2 protein-coding genes are annotated in these 22,226 nt (G+C 74.6%); both read left to right on the top strand.

What is annotated here, in order from left to right:
- Window positions 1-86 precede the first annotated feature (86 nt).
- Window positions 87-12,536 (top strand): amino acid adenylation domain-containing protein, encoded by a 12,450-nt coding sequence (locus tag AB8735_RS34780; RefSeq protein WP_372411624.1) that lies wholly within the window; start codon window positions 87-89, stop codon window positions 12,534-12,536.
- A complete protein-coding gene (locus AB8735_RS34785) occupies window positions 12,533-22,216 on the top strand; it encodes an amino acid adenylation domain-containing protein (protein WP_372411626.1) in 9,684 nt (3,227 codons plus the stop codon). The genes AB8735_RS34780 and AB8735_RS34785 overlap by 4 nt, the downstream gene beginning before the upstream one ends.
- Window positions 22,217-22,226: the final 10 nt, after the last annotated feature.

A 22,226-nucleotide genomic window follows, 5' to 3' on the forward strand; every position in this document is an offset into this window, starting at 1 on the left:
GCACCACCCCTTCGCTTCCTCCCGCCGCGCGCACCGCCGCGGCGGTCTCCCGCACCACGAACGACCCGGAAGGCGCCATGCCAGAGGTGACCAGCGACGCAGCACGGACCCTGGAGCTCACGCGAGCCCAGGAGGGTGTGCTGTCGGCGCAGCGGATCGACCCCGAGAACCCCGGCTACAACGTCGGCCAGTACGTGGAACTCAAGGGTGAGCTCGACGTCGCCGCCCTGGAGGAAGCCCTCCGCCGCACCCTCGCCGAGGCCGACGGGCTGCACATCCGCCTCGCCGAGGAGGACGGCCGCACCGTTCAGGTCCCCGTCCCCTTCGACGCCGCCGCCTGGCACCTTCCCCGCCTCGACACCACCGGCGCCGTCTCCCCGGTCGACGCCGCCGTCGAGCTCGTCCGCGCCCAGCTCGACTGCCCGCCGCGGCTGGACGCCGCCGACGGCGGGGCCCCCGCGCTCACCGGCTCGCTGCTGGTGACCGTCGCCCCCGGCCACCACCTGTGGTTCCAGTACTTCCACCACCTGGTCGTCGACGGCTACAGCGTCGCCCTGTTCACCCGCCGCGTCGCCGCCGTCTACACCGCCCTGGTGCGCGGCGAGGACGTCCCGGCCACCCCCTTCGAGCCCGTCGCCACCCTCGTCGGGGCCGACCGCGCCTACCTCGCCTCCGACAAGCCCGCCGCCGACCGCGCCTACTGGACGCAGCGCCACGACGGCCGGCCGCGCGTCACCGGCCTCACCGAGCAGACCGCCCAGGCCTCCTGGACCTTCCTGCGACACCGCACCGGCCTGGACGCCGAGCGCTCCGCCGCCGTCCTGGCCGCCGCCGAATCCGTCCGCTGCACCTGGGCCGAGGCCGCCACCGCCGCCGTCGCCGGCTACCTGCACCGCATGACCGGCACCACCGACGCCGTCCTCGGCATGCACTTCATGGCCCGCAGCGCCCGCGGCACCCTGCGCGTGCCCGGCATGGCCGTCAACGTGCTGCCCGTCCGCCTCGCCGTCCAGGGCACCGACACCCTCCCCGACCTGATCCGGCGCGCCGCCGGCGAACTCAAGGACGCCCGCCGCCACCAGCACTACCGCGGCGAGGACATCCGCCGCGACCTCGGCCTCGTCGGCAGCGACGAGCGGCTGTACGGGCCCATGCTCAACCTCAAGCCCTTCGACCTCGACCTGGACTTCGCGGGCATCCCCGGGCACACCGTCAACCTCGCCTCCGGACCCGTCGAGGACCTGTCGGTCTCCGTCAGCAAGAGCCCCGACGGCCTCCTCCACCTGGAGTTCGACGCCAACCCCGCGCTCTACGACGCCGCTTCCCTCGCCGGCCACGCCGAGCGCTGCGCCGACCTGCTGGCCCGCCTCGCCGCCGATCCCGCCCTCACCCTCGACGAGGCTCAGCTCCTCGCCAACGCCGAGCGCGAGGCCGTCCTGCACACATGGAACGCCACCGAGCGCCCCGTGGCCGCCGCCACCCTCGTCGAGCGCATTGCCGCACGCACCGCCGCCACGCCCGACGCCACCGCCGTCGTCTTCGAGGGCACCACCCTCACCTACCGCGAACTCGACGCGCGCGCCGAGGCGTTGGCCCGTACGCTCACCGCCGCCGGGGCGGGCCGCGACGCGATCGTTGCCGTGGCCGTGCCGCGCTCCGCCGAGCTGATGGTCGCGCTGCTGGGCGTCCTCAAGTCCGGCGCCGCCTATCTGCCGCTGGACACCGACTATCCGGCCGAGCGGCTCGCCGCCATGGCCGAGGACGCCGCACCCGTACGCGTCGTCACCACCGCCGCCGTGGCCGACCGTCTCCCGGCCGCCGCGCGGGACGTCGCGCTGCTGCTGGAGGATGTGAAGGAGTCGGACGCCGCGCCCGCCGCCCCCCGGCCCGACGACGCCGCCTACGTCATCTACACCTCCGGCTCCACCGGCCGCCCCAAGGGCGTCGTCGTCACCCACCGCGCCATCGTCAACCGTCTGGCCTGGATGCAGCACGCCTACCGGCTGCGCCGCGACGACCGCGTGCTGCAGAAGACCCCCGCCAGCTTCGACGTCTCCGTCTGGGAGTTCTTCTGGGCCCTGTGCGAGGGCGCCACTGTCGTCCTCGCCCGCCCCGAGGGCCACAAGGACCCCGCCTACCTCGCCCGGTTGATCGCCGCACAGAAGATCACCACCGTCCACTTCGTGCCGTCGATGCTCCGCGCCTTCCTGGAGGAGCCCGCCACCGCCGCCTCCTGCGCCGGACTGCGCCGGGCCTTCTGCTCCGGCGAGGCGCTGCCCGGCGACGTCGTCGAGCGCTGGCACGAGACGCTCCCCGGCGTTCCGCTGCACAACCTCTACGGCCCGACGGAGGCGGCCGTCGACGTCACGTACCACCGCACCCGCCCCGGCGCCGGCGTCGTCCCCATCGGGCGGCCGGTGTGGAACACCCGGCTGTACGTCCTGGACGCGGCCCTGCGCCCGGTCCCGGTCGGCGTCCCCGGCGAGCTCTACCTCGCCGGCGTCCAGCTCGCCCGCGGCTACCTGCGCCGCCCCGGACTGACGGCCGGCCGCTTCGTCGCCGACCCGTTCGGGCCGCGGGGCGGACGCCTGTACCGCACCGGCGACCTCGTTCGCTGGGCCGCCGACGGTTCCGTCGAGTACCTCGGCCGCACCGACGACCAGGTCAAGGTCCGCGGCTTCCGCATCGAACTCGGCGAGATCGAGGCCGCGTTGGAGGCCCTGCCTGGCGTCGCCCAGGCCGCCGTCACCGCCCGCGAGATCACCCCCGGCGGCGCCCGCCGCCTCATCGGCTACGCCGTGCCCGCCGCCGGTGCCGCCCTCGACCCGGAGGAGCTGCGCACCGGGCTGGCCGCCACGCTGCCCGAGCACATGGTGCCGCCCGCGATGCTCGTCCTCGACGCCCTCCCGCTGAGCCTCAACGGCAAGCTGGACCGCAAGGCCCTGCCCGACCCCGAGCCCGCCGCCGCCACCGCCTCGCGCGCCCCCCGCACCGAGGCCGAGCGTGTGCTCGCCGGCGTCGTCGCCGAGATCCTCGGCCTGGACGCCGTCGGCGCCGACGACAACTTCTTCTCCCTCGGCGGCGACAGCATCTCCGCCATCCAGCTCGGCAGCCGCGCCCGCCAGGCGGGCTGGGGCATCACGCCCCGCGTGGTCTTCGAGCGCAAGACGGTCGCCGCGGTCGCGGCCGTCGCCGAGCGCCTCGACGGCGGCGGGACCCGGGACGCCCGCGACGACGCCGACGGGCCGGTGCCCGCCATGCCCATCACCGAGTGGCTGCGCGAGCGCGGCGGGCCGATACGGCGCTTCGCGCAGACCACGGCCGTCACCGTCCCGGCCGGGCTCGACCCGGAGCGTCTGACGGCCGCGCTGGGTGCCCTGACGGAGCGTCATGATGCGCTGAGGCTGCGGCTGGTGACGGAGTCCGGCGGCTACGGGGCATGGACGACCGAGGTCCGCCCCGCCGCCCCCGTGCCCACCCTCCACCGCGCCGACCTCACCGGCCTCGACGGCGACGCCCTCGACGCCGCCCTCGGACGCGAGCGCGACGCCGCCGCCGACCGGCTCGACCCCGCCGCCGGCACCGTCCTCGCCGCCACCTGGTGCGACCTCGGCCCCGGCACCCCCGGCCGGCTCGTCCTCGCCGTCCACCACCTCGCCGTCGACGGCGTCTCCTGGCGCATCCTCCTGCCCGACCTGCGCGCCGCCTACGAAGGACGCGACCTCGCCCCCGCGAGCACCCCGCTGCGCCGCTGGGCCCGCGGCCTCCACGACGCCGCCGCGAGCGACGCCGTCCAGGCCCAACTCCCGCTCTGGCGCGAGATCCTGGCCCCCGGCACCGGACCGCTGCTCGGCGAACGGGCCGTCGACCCGGCCCGCGACACCGCCGCCACCGGGCGCACCCTGCGCCTGACGCTGCCCGCCGACCGCACCGCGCCGCTCCTGGCCGAGGTGCCCGCGCTGCGCCACGCCGGCGTGGACCACGTCCTGCTCACCGGCCTCGCCCTGGCCGTCGCCGGCCGCCGCCGGGAGAAGCAGGGCCCCGCCGCCCGCGCCGACCTGCTGCTGCGCCTGGAGGGCCACGGCCGCCAGGACCACCTCGTGCCCGGCGCCGACACCGCCCGCACCGTCGGCTGGCTCACCAGCGAATTCCCCGTCCGTCTCGACCTGGACGGGATCGACCTCGACTCCGCCGCCGCCGGCGGGGACGCCGCGGGCCGCGCCCTCGGCCTCGTCAAGGAAGCGCTGCGCGCCCTGCCCGACGACGGCACCGGCTACGGACTGCTCCGCCACCTCGACCCCGCGGCCCGCGCCGAACTGGCCGCCCTGCCCGCGCCGGAGCTGCTCTTCAACTACCTCGGCCGGTTCGCCGCCGACGAGGCCGAGTGGACGCCCGCCGGCGACGCCTTCGCCGCCGCCACCGACCCCGGACAGCCCGCCCTGCACGCCCTGGAGATCGGCGCGTTCGTCCACGAGCGGCCCGAGGGGCCGGAGTTGACGTGCGTGCTCACCTGGCCGGAGGGCGTCCTCACCGAGGACGCCGTCCGCGACCTCGCCGACCGCTGGTTCACCGCCCTGGACGCGCTCGCCGCCCACGCCGCCGGCGGCGGCACCGCCCGCCTGACCCCGTCCGACGTCCCGCTCGCCGGCCTCGGCCCGGACGCGCTGGACCGCGTCCTGGACGCCCACCCCGGCACCGAGGACGTCCTGCCGCTCTCCCCGCTCCAGGACGGGCTGCTCTTCCACTCCCTCTACGAGACCGCCGCGGACGACCTCTACACCTCCCTCACCGGACTCGAACTCACCGGCCCGCTCGACGAGGAGGCGCTGCACCGCGCCGTCGACGCCGTCGTGCACCGTCACCCGGCCCTGCGCGCGGGTTTCGACCACACCAGCACCGACCGCCCCGTCCAGACCGTCGAGGCCCGGGTCACCGTCCCGTGGACCCTGCACGACCTCACCGGCACCCCCGCCGAGGCCCTCGACGAGGCCGTGGACGCCATCGAGACCGCCGAGGCCACCCGGCCCTTCGACCTCGCCCGGCCGCCGCTGCTGCGCTGCGCCCTGCTGCGCATCGCCGACGAGCGCCACCGCCTGGTGCTGACCCGCCACCACATCGTCATGGACGGCTGGTCCACCCCGGTCATGCTGCGCGAGATCCTCGCCGCCTACGCGGCCGGCGGCGACGCCTCCGCGCTGCCGCCCGCCGCCTCCTACGCCGACCACCTGGCCTGGCTGGCCCGCCAGGACGCCGACGCCCACGCCGCCGCCTGGCGCACCGCGCTCGACGGGCTGACCTCGCCGACCCTGCTCGCCGACGTCCTCCCGGGCGACGGGGCCGACGGGACCCGGGCCGGTGAGGTGGACCTCCCGCTGCCCCGGGCGACCGCCGACGCCCTGACCGCGCTGGCCCGCAGCCACGGACTGACCCTCAACACCCTGGTCCAGGGCGCCTGGGCGATCCTGCTCGCCCGGCTGACCGGCCGCACCGACGTCGTCTTCGGCGCCACCGTCTCCGGCCGCCCGGCCGACATCCCCGGCGTCGAGTCCATCGTCGGCCTCTTCAGCAACACCATCCCCGTCCGCTTCACCGTGAACGAGGACGAGACCGTCGCCGACGCCCTGGCCCGCCTCCAGGACGACCAGTCGCGCCTCCTCGACCACCAGTACGCCTCGCTCGCCGGCATCCAGGCACAGGCCGGACTCGGCACGCTCTTCGACACCCTGCTGGTCTTCGAGAACTACCCCATGGACGCGGACGAGTTGACGGCCGGCGGCCTGGCCGTCACCGGCATCGGCAATCGCGGTGCCACCCACTACCCGCTCACCGTCCTGACCCTGCCCGGCGACGCCCCGCAGATCACCGTCGAGTACCGGCCCGACTCGTTCAGCGGCGAGCAGGCCGCCGAGCTGGGCGGCCGCCTGCTGCGCCTGCTCGCCGCCATGGCCGAGCAGCCGCGGGCGACCGTCGCCTCGCTCGACGTCCTCGACCCCGCCGAGCGCGACACCCTGCTGCACACCTGGAACGCCACCGCCCGGCCCGTCCCCGACGGCACCGTCGTCGACGCCTTCGAGCAGCAGGTGGCCGCCACCCCCGATGCCACCGCCGTCGTCTGCGGCGACCAGCGCTGGACGTACGCCGAACTCGACGCCCGCGCCGACGCATTGGCCGCCCTCCTCGCCGAGCGGGGAGCGGGACCCGGCGCGACCGTCGCCCTCGCCCTGCCCCGCTCCGCCGACCTCGTCGCCGCCGTGCTGGGCGCCCTCAAGTCCGGCGCCGCCTACCTGCCCGTGGACCTCGACCACCCGGCCGAGCGCGTCGCCCTGATGCTGGAGGACGCCGCACCGGCCGTCACCCTGACCACCCGTCAGGTCGCCGGGGAACTGCCCCTCGACGCGACCCTGTTCGCGGAGGACGTGCCGCAGGCCGCCGCCCGCCCGGCAGGCCTGCGCCGCCCGGCCCTCGACGACCTCGCCTACGTCATCCACACCTCCGGCTCCACCGGCCGCCCCAAGGGCGTCCAGGTGCCGCACCGCGGCCTGGTCAACATGCTCGACCACCACCGCTCCACCGTCTTCGCCCGCGCCGTCGAGGCCGCCGGCGGCCGTCGGCTCCGCGCCGCCCACACCGCCTCGTTCTCCTTCGACTCCTCCTGGGAACAGCTCCTCTGGCTCATCTGCGGCCACGAACTGCACGTCTACACCGAGGAGTTCCGCCGCGACCCGCAGGCACTGGCCGCCCGGCTGCGCGCCGACCGCATCGACACCCTCGACGTCACCCCGTCCTTCGGCCGGCAACTCGTCGAATGGGGCCTCCTCGACGGCGAGGGTCACCGGCCCGTCCTCTTCCTGCTCGGCGGCGAAGCCGTGGACGAGGCGCTGTGGACCCGAATCCGCGGGACCGAGGGCGTCATCGGCCACAACTTCTACGGCCCCACCGAATACACCGTCGACACCCTCGGCGCCGCCCTCGACGACAGCACCACCCCCTTCGTCGGCCGCCCCATCGCCAACACCCGTGTCTATGTGCTCGATGCGCGACTCCGGCCGGTCCCGGCCGGCGTCGCCGGCGAGCTGTACATCGCCGGACCCGGCCTCGCCCGCGGCTACGGCAACCGCCCCGGACTGACCGCCTCCCGCTTCGTCGCCGACCCCTTCGGTGACGAAGGCACCCGGATGTACCGCACCGGGGACGTCGTCCGGTGGCGCGCCGACGGCACGCTCGACTACCTCGGCCGCGACGACGACCAGGTCAAGATCCGTGGCTTCCGCGTCGAGACCGGCGAGATCGAGGCCGCGCTGGCCGGCCTGCCCGGCGTCGCCCAGTCCGCCGTCCTGGTGCGCACCGCCGCGGCCGGCGTCAAGCGCCTCGTCGCCTATGCCGCACCCACCCCGGGCGCGACCCTCGAACCCGCCGCCCTGCGCACGACGTTGGCCGCACGGCTGCCCGAGTACATGGTCCCGTCCGCGGTCGTCGTCCTGGACGCGCTGCCGTTGAACGTCAACGGCAAGCTCGACCGCCAAGCCCTCCCGGAGCCGGACGCCGCCCACTTCACCACCACCGGCGGCCGCGCCCCGCGCGACGAGCGCGAGGCCCTGGTGTGCGGGGTGTTCGCCGACGTCCTCGGCCTGCCCACGGTCGGCGCCGACGACGACTTCTTCGCCCTCGGCGGCCACTCGCTGCTCGCCACCCGCCTCGTCGGCCGCGTCCGCACCGCCCTCGGCCACCCGGTCACCGTCCGCGACCTGTTCGAGGCCCGCACCCCGGCCGCCGTCGCCCGCCGCCTCGACGCCACCGGCGCCGACCGGCCCGGCCCCACGGCCCGCCCGCGCCCCGAGGAGGTGCCGCTGTCGCCCGCCCAGGCCCGGCTGTGGTTCCTCCACCAGCTCGGCGGACCCAGCACCGCTTACACCATCCCCTGCTCCCTGCGCATCGAGGGGGAGCTGGACGCCGCCGCGCTGCGCGCCGCGTTCGCCGACGTCGTCGCCCGCCACGAGGCGCTGCGCACCGTCTTCCCCGACCGCGACGGCCGCCCGCACCAGAAGGTGCTGACCGCCGACGAGGCCCATGTCCCCTTCGAGGAGCGGGAGGTGGCGCCCGGGCACCTGGACGCGGCCGTCGCCGAGGCCGGAGCCCGCGCCTTCGACCTGGCCGCCGCGCCCCCGGTGCACGCCACGCTGATCGGCTCCGGCGACGGCGTCCACGTCCTGGTCGTGGCCCTGCACCACATCGTCGGCGACGAATGGTCCGAGGGCGTGCTGCTGCGCGACCTCGACGCCGCCTACGCCGCCCGCCTCCGGGGCGAGAAGGAGCCCGACTGGGCCGCCCTGCCCGTGCAGTTCGCCGACCACACCCTGTGGCAGCGCGAGCTGCTGACGGACTCCGCGGACGGCGAACGCCTCACCGCCTACTGGACGGAGCGCCTCGCCGGCCTGTCCGACGAGCTCGCCCTGCCCGCCGACCGCCCGCGCCCGGCAGAGCCCAGCGGACGCGGCGGCGCCGTCCGGCTGACCCTGCCCGACGCCCTGCACACCGCGCTGCGCGACTACGCGCACCGCACCGGCGTCACCCCGTTCATGGTCACCCAGGCCGCCGGCGCCCTGCTGCTCGGCTCCCTCGCCGGGGCCACGGACGTCGCCCTGGGCACCCCGGTCGCCGGACGGGCCGACGAGGCCGTGGAGAACGTCGTCGGCTTCTTCGTCAACACCCTCGTCATGCGGCACGACCTGACCGCCCCCGAGGGCGCGGCCGCTCCCACCTTCGACCAGCTCGTCGAGCGCTCCCGCGAGACCGTGCTGGGCGCGCTCGCCCACCAGGACCTGCCCTTCGACCGCCTGGTGGAGATCGTCAGCCCCGAGCGCTCGCTCGGCCGCCACCCGCTGTTCCAGGTCATGGTCCAGCACCGCAAGGAGGCCGCCGGACTGGACGCCCTGCTGGGCGCCCGCACCGAGCTGCTGCCCGACCCGCTGCACGCCGCCCGCTTCGACCTGGCCTTCACCTTCCTGGAGTCCGCCGACGGCGACCGCACCGACCTGACCGTCATCCACTCCTCCGACCTCTACGACCGCGCCACCGCCGAACTCCTCGCCGACCGGCTCCTGCACGTCCTGTCGCAGGCGCTCGCCGCCCCCGGCCGCACCGTCGACCGCATCGGGACCATGAGCCCGCGCGAGAGCCGGGCCCTGGCGGGGGAGTGGAACGCCACCGCGCACGCCGTGCCCGGGGGTACGCTCGTGACCCGCTTCGCCGAGCGGCTGGCCGCCACCCCGGATGCCGTTGCCGTCGTGTACGAGGGCACCGAGCTGACGTATCGTCAACTCGACGAGCGGGCCGGTGCGCTGGCCGCCCGCCTCGTCGCCGAGGGTGCCGGTCCGGACCGGATTGTCGCCGTGGCCGTGCCGCGCTCCGCCGAACTGATGGTCGCGCTGCTGGGTGTTCTGAAGTCCGGCGCCGCCTACCTGCCGCTCGACCTCGACTACCCCGCCGACCGCCTGGCCGGCATGGTCGAGGACGCCGCGCCGGTCTGCGTCGTGACCGTGGCGGACGAGCGCGACCGGCTGCCGCGGTTCGGTGACATCCCGGTCGTGCTCGCCGACGGGCCCGCACCGGCCGTGGACGCCGAACTGCCCGTCGCCGGGCCGCAGCACGCGGCCTACGTCATCTACACCTCCGGCTCCACCGGCCGCCCCAAGGGTGTCGTCGTCACCCACGAGGCGATCGTCAACCGCCTGGACTGGATGCGCGAGCAGTACGGCATCCGGCCCGAGGACCGCATCCTGCAGAAGACCCCGGCCAGCTTCGACGTGTCGGTCTGGGAGTTCTTCCTGCCGCTCGTCAGCGGCGCCGCCGTGGTCCTCGCCCGGCCCGGCGGCCACCGCGAGCCCGACCACCTCGCCGCCCTGGCCGCCGAACACGGCATCACCACCGCCCACTTCGTCCCGTCCATGCTCACCGCCTTCACCGTCGCGGCCGAGCAGGACGAGGCGATCCGCACCGGCTTCGCGGGCGTGCGCCGCGTCTTCTGCTCCGGCGAGGCCCTGCCCGCCGCCGCCGTGGACCGCTTCGCCGCCCTGTGGCCGCACATCGAGCTGCACAACCTCTACGGCCCGACCGAGGCGGCCGTCGACGTCACGTACCACCGTGCCGAGCCCGGTACCGGTGTCGTGCCGATCGGCCGCCCGGTGTGGAACACGCGCCTGCATGTCCTGGACGCGGCCCTGCGCCCCGTTCCGGTCGGCGTCCCCGGCGAGCTCTACCTCGCCGGTGTCCAGCTGGCCCGCGGTTACCTCAACCGCGCGGGCCTGACCGCGGGGCGCTTCGTCGCCGACCCGCAGGGCAGCGGTGAGCGCATGTACCGCACCGGCGACCTCGTCCGCCGCCGTGCCGACGGCTCCGTCGAATACCTCGGCCGCACCGACGACCAGGTCAAGATCCGCGGCTTCCGCATCGAACTCGGCGAGATCGAGGCCGCGTTGACCGACCTGCCCGCCGTGGCGCAGGCCGCCGTCGTCGCCCGGCCGCTGGCCCCCGGCGGCGCCCGCCAGCTCGTCGCCTACGCCGTCCCCGCCGCCGGTGCCACGCCCGACCCGCAGGAGCTGCGCGACGCGCTCGCCGGCCGTCTGCCCGAGCACATGGTGCCCGTCGTCGTCGCCCTGCTGGACGCGCTGCCGCTGAGCGTCAACGGCAAGCTCGACCGCAAGGCCCTGCCCGAGCCCGGCCGCACGGCCCGCCCGGCCTCGCCCCGAGAGGAACGGAACAGCCCGGCCGCCGCCATGGCCGCGGTCTTCGCCCAGGTCCTGGGGCTCCGCGATGTCGGCGAGGACGAGAACTTCTTCGCCCTGGGCGGCGACAGCATCGTCTCCATCCAGCTCGTCAGCGCCGCCCGCAAGGCCGGTTTCACCGTCGCCGCGAAGGACGTCTTCCAGCACCCCACCCCGGCCGCCCTGGCCGCCGCGGGCGGAACGCCCGTACCGCAGGACGCGCCCGCGGCGGCCGTCCCGGACGCCGACGGCGAACTGCCGCCGCTGCCCGTCGTCCACTGGCTGCGCGAACGCGGCGGCCCCATCGGCCGGTTCAACCAGTCGGTGCTCCTCACCGTCCCCGCCGGCCTGCGCCCCGACGCCCTGCGCGCCGCCCTCGCCGACCTCGCCCGCAACCACCCGGCCCTGCGCCTGCGCCTCGACCGCACCGACGGCCTGTGGACGCAGGAGATCCTGCCCGCCGACCAGGCACCCGCGGTGACCGACCCGGCCACCCTGCGCCGCGCCGACCTCACCGGCCTGGACACGGCCGCCCGCGCCGAACTCCTCACCAAGGAGGCCGACGCCTCGGCCGCCGCCCTCGACCCGGACCACGGCACCGTGCTGCGCGCCGTCCACCTGGACGCCGGGCCGGACACCGACGGCCGCCTGCTGCTGACGATCCACCACCTCGCCGTCGACGGCGTCTCCTGGCGCGTTCTGCTCCCCGGGCTCGCCGACGCCTACGCCGCCCGCGCCCAGGGCCGCTCCCCCGCCCTCGAACCCGAGGCCACCGGACTGCGCGCCTGGGCCACCACCCTGCTGGAGCACGCCCACAGCCGCACCCGCACCGCCGAGACCGCCCACTGGCGCACCGCGCTCGCCGGACCGCAGGCACCCCTCGCCCGCACCCCCGCCGACCCGCGCCGCGACACCACCGCCACCCTGCGCACCCTGCGCCTCGCCCTGCCCGCCGACCGCACGGCACCCCTGCTGAACGCCGTGCCCCAGGCGTACTCGGCCGGTGTGGACGACGTCCTGCTCGCCGGCCTCGCCCTCGCGGCCGCCGACTGGCGGCGCACCACCAACCCGGCCCTGCCCGCCGCCTCTACCGGCGCCCTCCAGATCGACCTGGAAGGACATGGCCGCGGCGGCAGCGACACGGCCGGCATCACCCCGGACCTGTCCCGCACCGTCGGCTGGTTCACCACCGTCCACCCCGTCCGCCTGGACGTCTCCACCCTCGACGTCGCCGCCGCCCTGGCCGGCGGCCGTCCCGCCGGGGACGCCCTCAAGCTCGTCAAGGAACAGCTGCGGGCCGCCCCCGACCGGGGTCTGGGCCACGGCCTGCTGCGCCACCTCAACGCCCAGACGGCGCCGGTGCTCTCCGCCCTGCCCGCCTCGCAGCTGCTCTTCAACTACCGCGGCCGCACCGATCACCAGGGCGCCGTGACCGGCTGGCCGTTCGCCCCCGACGCCGAGCGCGCCGCCGTCACCGAGGGCGCCGCCCCCGACGCCGGCATGCCCGTGCCGTACCCGCTGGAGCTCGACGCGGTCGTCCGCGCCGACGCCGACGGGAAGCCCGAGCTGGCCGTCGAGTGGTACTGGCCCGCCGCCCTCTTCACCGAGGAGCAGGTCGCCGCCCTGGCCGACCGCTTCTTCGCCGCGCTCGACGCCCTCGCCCGGCACACCGCCGACCCCGACGCGGGCGGCATCACCCCCTCCGACGTGCGCCTGGTCGCCATGGACCAGAAGCGCATCGACCGCCTCGAAGCCCGCCTGCGCAGGCGCCGATGACCGACGACCGCGGCCCCGCGCCGACCCCGCAGACCCCCGCCACCCGCGAGACCGAGAGCGCTCCCATGACTGAGACCCCCGACCTGATCCCGGCCGACGACCCTGCCGCGGGGTCCGCGCTCGAGGACGTCTACCCCCTGTCCTCCCTCCAGGAGGGCCTCCTCTTCCACGCCGTCTACGACGAGGACGCCCGGGACGTCTACGTCGTCCAGTCCCACCTGGACCTCGAAGGCCCCCTCGCCCTCACGGACTTGGCCGCCGCCACCGACGCCCTGCTGCGCCGCCACGCCAACCTGCGCGCCGGCTTCTGGTACGACGACGGCGAGGAGCCCGTCCAGTTCATCCCCCGGCACGCCGACACCCCGCTGCGCGAACTCGACCTCACCGACCGTGCGGACGACGAGGCCGTGCGCGCCGCCATGGACGAGGACTGGAACCACCGCTTCGACCTGGCCGAACCGCCGCTCCTGCGGCTGACGTTGCTGCGCCTGGGCCCCGACACCGCCCGCCTCGTCGTCACCTGCCACCACCTGCTCCTCGACGGCTGGTCCATGCCGATCCTGATGCGGGAGCTGATCACCCTCATCGGCTGGCGCGGCGACCTCATGGGCCTGCCGCCCGTCCGTCCCTACCGCGACCACCTCGAACTCCTCGCCACCCGCGACACCGACGCGGCCCGCCGCGCCTGGACCGCCGCCCTCGACGGCGTCACCGAGGCCCACCCGGTGGCCCCGGGCGCCGCGCTCGGCGCCCCCGTCGAGCCCGCCACCGTCGAGACCGAGGCCGACGCCGACCTGACCGCCGCCGTCAACGCCGCGGCCCGTGGCCGCGGGCTGACCCTCGGCAACGTCGCCCACACCCTCTGGGGCGTCCTCGTCGGCTCCCTCACCGGCGCCACCGACGTCATCAGCGGTACCACCGTCTCCGGCCGCCCCGCCGACCTGCCCGGCGCCGAGACCATGGTCGGCCTCTTCATCAACACCCTGCCGGTCCGCGTCCGCCTCGGCGCCGACGCCACCCTCGCCTCCACCGCCGCCGCCGTCCAGGCCGAACAGGCCGCCCTGATGGACCACCAGCACCTCGGCCTCGGCGGCATCCAGCGGCTGACGGCCGTGGACGGCCCGCTCTTCGACACCCTTCTCGTCGTCGAGAACTACACCGGCAGCGACGACGTCTCCGACACCCTCGCGCTGGCCGCCGGCGGTGCCGGCCTCGCCGTCACCGGCCTCGGCGCCCGCGACGCCACCCACTACCCGCTGACCATGTCCGTCCTGCCCGGCAGTACGCTGCGCCTCGAACTCGGCTACCGGCCCGACCTGTTCGACCGCGCCGCCGCCGAGCGCATCACCGGCCGCTTCCTGCGCCTGCTCGCCCTCTTCGCCGAACAGCCCGACACCCCGCTCGCCCGCCTCGACCTCCTCCTGCCCGGCGAGCGCGAGCAGCTGACGGCGGCGACCGACGGCGGTGACCACCCCGTCCCCGACGGCACCGTCATCGACCTGTTCACCGCGCAGGCCGCCCGCACCCCCGACGCCACCGCGCTCGTCGGCCCGGCCCTCGGGGGCAGCACCGAGGACCTCTCCTTCGCCGTCCTCGACGAGCGTTCCGACCGCCTCGCCCGGCTCCTGGCGGCCCGCGGCCTGGGCACCGAGCGCACCGCCGCCCTCGCCCTGCCGCGCTCCACCGACTCCGTCACCGCGATCCTCGCGGTCCTCAAGTCCGGCGGCGCCTACCTGCCGATGGACCTCGACCACCCCGACGAGCGCCTCGCCCTCCTCCTGGCCGACGCCCGGCCCGCCCTCCTGCTCACCACCCGCAAGGTCGCCCCCCGGCTGACCGCGGGTCCGGACACCACTGTCGTCCTCCTCGACGACCCGGCCGTCCGTGCCGAGCTGGACTCCCTGCCCGCCGGCCCGTTCACCGACGACGAGCGCGGCGGCCCCGTCGAACTCGCCCACCCCGCCTACCTCATCCACACCTCCGGCTCCACCGGCCGCCCCAAGGGCGTCGTCATCGAACACCGCGGCCTCGCCGCCCTCGCCCACGACCACCTCGACACCGTCTTCGCCGACGCCGTCCGCGCCACCGGCCGCGACCGCCTGCGTGCCCTGCACACCGCCTCGTTCTCCTTCGACTCCTCCTGGGAACAGCTCATCTGGCTGATCGGCGGCCACGAACTGCACGTCCTCGGCGAGCACGAGCGCCGCGACGCCGAGGCCGTCGTCCGCTACGCCACCGGGCACCGCATCGACACCCTCGACGTCACCCCCTCCTATGCCCAGCAGCTCCTCGACAGCGGACTGCTCGCCGGGGACACCCGGCCGCAGGTTCTCCTGCTCGGCGGCGAGGCCGTCTCCGAACCCCTGTGGGCCCGGCTCCGCGAGGAGCGAGACCTCACCTGCGTCAACTACTACGGACCGACCGAGTTCACCGTCGACGCCCTCGTCGCCCACCTCGCCGACAGCACCACCCCCACTGTCGGCCGTCCCCTGCGCAACACCCGTGCCCATGTGCTCGATTCGATGCTCCGCCCCGTCCCGGCCGGTGTCCCCGGCGAGCTCTACCTCGCGGGGGTGCAGCTGGCGCGCGGTTACCTCGACCGCCCAGGCCTGACCGCCTCCCGCTTCGTCGCCGACCCCAACGGCCCGGCGGGCAGCCGCATGTACCGCACCGGCGACCTCGTGCGCCGCCGCGAGGACGGCACCCTCGACTTCCTCGGCCGCACCGACGACCAGGTCAAGATCCGCGGCTACCGCATCGAACTCGGCGAGATCGAGGCCGTGCTGGCGGACCGGGAGGACGTCGGACACGCCGCCGTCCTCGTCCGTACGACCGGCGCCGGCATCAAGCGCGTCGTCGCCTACGTCGTCCCCGCCCCCGGCGCCACCCCCGACGCCACCGGGCTGCGCGCCGCCTGCGAGGCACGCCTGCCCGAGTACATGGTCCCCTCGGCCTTCGCCGTCCTCGACGCCCTCCCGCTCAACGTCAACGGCAAGATCGACCGGACCGCGCTGCCCGACGACGCCCTGGAGTACGCCGCGGGCGCCGAGGACCGCGCACCCGCGACCCCCGACGAGACTCTCCTCTGCGAGCTCTTCGCCGAGGTCCTCGAACTGCCCCGGGCCGGCGTCCACGACGACTTCTTCCGCCTCGGCGGCGACAGCATCACCTCCATCCGCCTCGTCGGCGCCGCCCGCGCCGCCGGACTCGCCCTCAGCCCCCGCGACGTCTTCGAGGGCCGCACCCCCGCCGGGCTCGCCGCCCGCACCGGCGAAGAGACGCCCGCGAACACCCCGTTCACCGCCCCCGCACTGCCGGAGCCGAGCGAGGAGGCCCGCGTCGCCGCCCCCGGCGACGCCGAGCTCTGGCCGCTCTCCCCGCTCCAGCAGGGCCTGCTCTTCGAGGCCCTCTACGACGAGGACGCCCTCGACGTCTACACCTCGCGCGACGTCGTCTCCCTGCGCCGGCCCGTCCCCCTGGACACCCTGCGCACCGCCGTCACCGCCGTCCTCGACCGCCACCCCAACCTGCGCGCCGGTTTCCTGCACGACGGACTCGACCGGCCCGTCCAGTTCGTCCCGGACACGGTCGACGTCCCCGTCACCGAGGCCGACCTGCGCGCCCTCGCCCCCGAGGCCGCCGACGCCGAACTCCGCCGCCTCCAGGACGCCGAGGCCCGCACCCGCTTCGACCTCACCGCCCCGCCGCTGCTGCGCCTGGTCTCCGTCCTCACCCCCGACGGCCGCCAGCACATCCTCGTCACCAACCACACCCTGCTGTGGGACGGCTGGTCCTCCGGCCTTTTCCTCCAGGAGCTCCTGGCCTGCTGCCACGCTCTGGTGACCACCGGCGACCTCCTCCCGGCCGACGAGGAGCCGCTGGCCTACCGGGACTTCCTCGCCTGGCTGCACGCCCAGGACACGGCGGCGGGCGAAGAGGCCTGGCGCACGGCCCTGTCCGGGGTCGAGGAGCCCACGCTGATCGCCCCGCACGCCCGCGAGCGCGCCTCGCTCCTGCCCGAGGAGCACAGCACCGAGCTCACCGCCGAGCTCAGCGCCCGCATCGCCGGCTGGGCCCGCACCCACGGCCTCACCCTCAACACCGTGCTCTCCGGCGTCTGGGGCCTCCTGCTGGCCGGACTCACCGGGCGCCAGGACGTGGTCTTCGGCACCACCGTCTCCGGCCGCCCCGCCGACCTCCCCGGCATCGACCGGACCATCGGCATGTTCCTCAACACCGTCCCCGTCCGCGTCCGTCTGGACCGCGACGAGACGGCCGCCGCCTTCCTCACCCGCCTCCAGGCCGAACAGGCCGCGCTGCTGCCCCACCACCAGCTCAGCCTGGGCGCCATCCAGCGCACCACCGGCCTCGGCCGCCTCTTCGACACCCTCCAGGTACTCCGCAACACCCCCGTGGACCAGGAGGAGCGGGACCGGGTCGGCGAGGCGCTCGGCGTGGAGGGCGTCACCGACGTCGACGCCACCCACTTCCCGCTCATCTTCACCACCAACCCCGGTGAACGCCTCGTCCTGGAATGGAAGTTCCGCCCCGACGCGTTCGACCGCGCCACGGTGGAGGAGCACGCGGGACGGCTCGTCTCCCTGCTGGAGCGCATCACCGCCGACGTGCCGGTCCGCGCCCTGGACGTGCTCACGCAGCGGGAGCGCGACGTGGTGCTGGGGGAGTGGGCGGACACCTGGCGCGAGCTTCCGGACGCTTCGGTGGCCGAACTGCTTGCGGAGCGGGCGGCGTTGACGCCGGAGGCGACGGCGCTGGTGGACGGGGACCGTGTGTGGTCCTTCGCCGAGCTGGACGCCCAGGTGAATCGTCTCGCGCGGTTGTTCCTGGCGCGGGGTGCCGGTCCGGATCGTGTGGTGGCGCTGGGGTTGCCGCGTTCGCTGGAGATGGTGGCGGCGCTGTTCGCGGTGCTGCGGGCGGGTGCTGCTTACCTTCCGCTGGAGCTGGACTATCCGGTGGACCGCCTCGCCTTCATGGTCGAGGAGACGGGACCGGTCGTCCTGGTGACCCACTCCTCCGTCCGCGACAAGATGCCTTCGGGCGTGCCGGTGGTGGAGCTGGACGATCCGGTCGTGTCCGCTGAACTGGCCGGATTCTCCGGTGAGTCGGTGGATGCGGTGGTGGATCTGGATGCGGCTGCGTATGTGATTTTCACGTCGGGTTCGACGGGTCGGCCGAAGGGTGTGGTGACTCCGTACCGTGGTTTGACCAATATGCAGCTCAATCACCGTGAGGCGATTTTCAACCCGGTGGTGGAGTCGGCGGGTGGGCGTCGTCTGCGGATTGCGCACACGGTGTCGTTCTCCTTCGACATGTCGTGGGAGGAACTGCTGTGGCTGGTCGAGGGGCATGAGGTCCATGTCCTGGACGAGTCGCTGCGCCGTGACGCCGAGGGCCTGGCCGCTTATTGCGCCGAGCATGCGGTGGACGTCATCAATGTGACGCCCTCGTACGCCCAAGCGCTCGTCGAGTGCGGTCTGTTGGACGAGGGCCGGCATCGACCGGTGCTCGTCCTCCTCGGCGGCGAGGCGGTGTCCGAGGTCCTGTGGAAGCTTCTGGCCGAAACGCCGGGACTGATCGGCTATAACCTGTACGGTCCGACCGAGTACACGATCAACACGCTGGGCGGCGGCACGCTCGACAGCGACACTGCCACGGTCGGCCGTCCGATCTGGAACACCCGCGCCCACGTGCTCGACGCCTGGCTGCGGCCCGTACCGGTCGGTGTCCCCGGCGAGTTGTACGTCTCGGGCGTCGGCCTGGCCCGTGGGTACCTGGATCGTCCGGGTCTGACGGCCGGCCGGTTCGTCGCGGATCCGTTCGGTGCGCCGGGCGACCGGATGTACCGCACGGGCGACGTCGTGCGGTGGCGTCGGGATGGTTTGCTGGACTTCCTGGGGCGGGTGGACGACCAGGTGAAGATCCGGGGTTACCGGGTCGAGCCCGGCGAGATCGAGGACGCGCTGACGCGGCTCGCCTCGGTCGCGCACGCGGCCGTCGTGGTCCGTGAGGACACCCCGGGCGTCAAGCGCCTGGCCGCGTACCTTGTCCCCGCAGGTCCCGACGGGATCGACGTGGCCGCCGTCCGTGCGGCGCTGGCGGCCGAACTGCCGGAGTACATGGTCCCGTCGGCGTTCGTCGTGCTCGACGCGCTGCCGCTGACCGTCAACGGCAAGCTCGACCGCAAGGCGCTCCCCGCGCCCTCCGGCGAGGGAACCGGACGGGCGCCCCGCACCGAGCGGGAGGCCCTGCTGTGCACCCTCTTCGGCGAGGTGCTCGGCCTCGAATCCGTCGGCCCCGACGACCACTTCCTCGACCTCGGCGGTCACTCCCTGCTGGCCACCCGCCTGGTCAGCCGGATACGGACGGCGCTCGACACCAGCCTGTCCATCCGCGACCTCTTCGAGGCGCCGACCCCGGCCGCGCTCGCCGAGCGCACCGCCCGGACCGACGGCGGGCACCCCGCCCTGGTCCGCGGCGACCGGCCGGCCGCCCTGCCGCTGTCCCATGCCCAGCGCCGGATGTGGTACCTGCAGAACCTCGACGCCTCGGGCGCCACCTACAACGTCCCGCTCGTCGTCCGCGTCAGCGGCGCGCTCGACCTGGACGCCCTGCGGCACGCCGTGGCCGACGTGACCCGGCGCCACGAGAGCCTGCGCACGGTCGTGGGACGGCGCGACGGGCAGGACGTCCAGCTCGTCCTCGACGCGCCCGACCCGGCCGACGCGCTGTACCTCGCCCCCACCACGGAGGCGACGCTGGACGCGGACGTGGCGGAGGCCGTCCGGTACGGCTTCGACCTCGCGCGCGAACTGCCGCTGCGCGTCACGGTGCTGGAGGCCGGGCCCGAGGACCACGTCCTCGTACTGCTCTTCCACCACATCGCCGGCGACGAGTGGTCGATGCTGCCCTTCATCGACGACCTCACCGCCGCGTACACCAGCCGCGCCGCGGGCGGCACTCCCGATTGGGAGCCGCTGCCGGTCCAGTACGCGGACTACACCCTGTGGCAGCGCGAACTCCTCGGCGACCCTGCCGACGAGCACAGCCTGCACGCCCGCCAGGCCGCCTACTGGAAGCAGGCGTTGGCCGGGCTCCCGGAGGAGTTGGCGCTGCCCACCGACCGGCCGCGCACCCAGGCCACGAGCCACCGCGGCGACACCGTACGGTGCCAGGTCCCCCCGGCCGTCTACCGCGGGCTGCGCGACGCCGCCGCGGCCACCGGCACCACGACCTTCATGGTGCTCCAGGCCGCCGTCGCGACCCTGCTGCACCGCCTGGGCGCCGGGGACGACATCCCGCTGGGTGCACCGGTCGCGGGCCGCTCGGACACGGCGCTCGACGGGCTCGTGGGCTTCTTCGTCAACACCCTCGTGCTGCGCAACGACCTCTCCGGCGACCCGACGTTCACCGAACTGCTCGGCCGCGTCCGGGAGAACGACCTCGCGGCCTTCGCCCAGCAGGACCTGCCCTTCGACAGCCTCGTCGAGGCGGTCAACCCGGTGCGCGTCCCCGGGCGTCACCCGCTGTTCCAGGTGATGCTCGGCTACCAGAACAACGACGGGCAGGGCGGCCGCCTCCTGGGGCTGGAGAGCCGGATCCTGCCGTTCGAGCTGGGCGCCGCCAAGTTCGAGCTCGACTTCAACTTCGAGGAGACGCCGAGCACCGAAGAGATCGATATCGCCTTCGAGTACCGGACCGACCTCTACGACCGCTCCACCGCAGAGGCCCTCGTCGAGCGCCTGCTGTCCCTCCTCGCCCAGGTCGCCGAGGACCCCTCCCGCCGCATCGGCGCGCTGGACGTCCTGACCGAGTGGGAGCACGGCGCGGTGCTGGGGGAGTGGGCGGACACCTGGCGCGAGCTGCCGGACGCCTCGGTGGCCGAACTGCTTGCGGAGCGGGCGGCGTCGACGCCGGAGGCGACGGCGCTGGTGGACGGGGACCGTGTGTGGTCCTTCGCCGAGCTGGATGCCCAGGTGAACCGTCTCGCGCGGCTGTTCCTCGCCCGGGGGGCCGGGCCGGACCGGGTCGTGGCGCTGGGGTTGCCGCGTTCGCTGGAGATGGTGGCGGCGCTGTTCGCCGTCCTGCGGGCGGGTGCCGCTTACCTTCCGCTGGAGCTGGACTATCCGGTGGACCGCCTCGCCTTCATGGTCGAGGAGACCGAGCCAGTGGTCCTGGTCACCGACTCCACCGCCCGTGACCGGATGCCGGACTTCGAGGCGATCGTCGAGCTGGACGATCCTGCTGTGGCTGCTGAACTGGCCGGTTTCTCCGGTGAGTCGGTGGATGCGGTGGTGGATCTGGATGCGGCTGCGTATGTGATTTTCACGTCGGGTTCGACGGGTCGGCCGAAGGGTGTGGTGACTCCGTACCGTGGTTTGACCAATATGCAGCTCAATCACCGTGAGGCGATTTTCAACCCGGTGGTGGAGTCGGCGGGTGGGCGTCGTCTGCGGATCGCGCACACGGTGTCGTTCTCCTTCGACATGTCGTGGGAGGAACTGCTGTGGCTGGTCGAGGGGCATGAGGTGCATGTCCTGGACGAGTCGCTGCGCCGTGACGCCGAGGGTCTTGCCGCGTACTGTGCCGAGCACGAGGTCGACGTCATCAACGTCACACCTTCGTACGCCCAAGCCCTCGTCGAGTGCGGCCTGTTGGATGAAGACCGGCACCGTCCCGTGCTCGTCCTCCTCGGCGGCGAGGCCGTGCCCGAGTCGTTGTGGACGCGGCTGTGCGAGACGCCGGGCCTGATGGGCTACAACCTGTACGGTCCGACCGAGTACACGATCAACACCCTTGGTGGTGGCACGCTCGACAGCGATACGGCGACCGTCGGCCGTCCGATCTGGAACACCCGCGCGCACGTCCTGGACGCGCAGCTGCGGCCCGTACCGGTCGGTGTCCCCGGCGAGTTGTACGTTTCCGGCGTCGGCCTCGCCCGTGGCTACCTCGACCGTGCGGGGTTGACGGCCGGGCGGTTCGTCGCGGATCCGTTCGGTGCGCCGGGTGACCGGATGTACCGCACCGGTGACGTCGTGCGGTGGCGTCGGGATGGTCTGCTGGACTTCCTGGGGCGGGTGGACGACCAGGTGAAGATCCGGGGTTACCGGGTCGAGCCCGGCGAGATCGAGGACGCCCTCACGCGGCTGCCCGCCGTCGCGCAGGCCGCCGTGGTCGTCCGGGAGGACACCCCGGGCGTCAAGCGCCTGGCCGCGTACCTCGTCCCCGCAGGTCCCGACGGGATCGACGTGGCCGCCGTCCGTGCGGCGCTGGCGGCCGAACTGCCGGAGTACATGGTCCCGTCGGCGTTCGTCGTGCTCGACGCGCTGCCGCTGACCGTCAACGGCAAGCTCGACCGCAAGGCCCTGCCGGTGCCCACCGCCTCGGACATGGCCGCCGGCCGCACGGGCCGGGCCCCGCGCGACCTGACGGAGAAGACGCTGTGTAACGTCTTCGCCGAGGTGCTGGGCCTGCCCGACGTCGGCATCGACGACAGCTTCTTCGACCTCGGCGGCCACTCCCTGCTGGTGATGTCGCTGCTGCACGGGGTCCGCGAGGCCTTCGGCCCGGACCTGGGCGTGGCCGACCTGCTGGCCCGGCCCACCGTGGCCGACCTCGCGGCCCACCTCGCTTCCCGGGAGGCGACCACGGACGCCCCCTGACCGGCACCGG

The sequence above is a fragment of the Streptomyces luteireticuli genome, assembly GCF_041519305.1.
In the GTDB taxonomy this organism is placed as follows: Bacteria; Actinomycetota; Actinomycetes; order Streptomycetales; family Streptomycetaceae; genus Streptomyces; species Streptomyces luteireticuli.

Coding starts and splice junctions, on each gene's coding strand:
- AB8735_RS34785 (WP_372411626.1), top strand. CDS start 12,533: ATGACCGACGACCGCGGCCCCGCGCCGACCCCGCAGACCCCCGCCACC.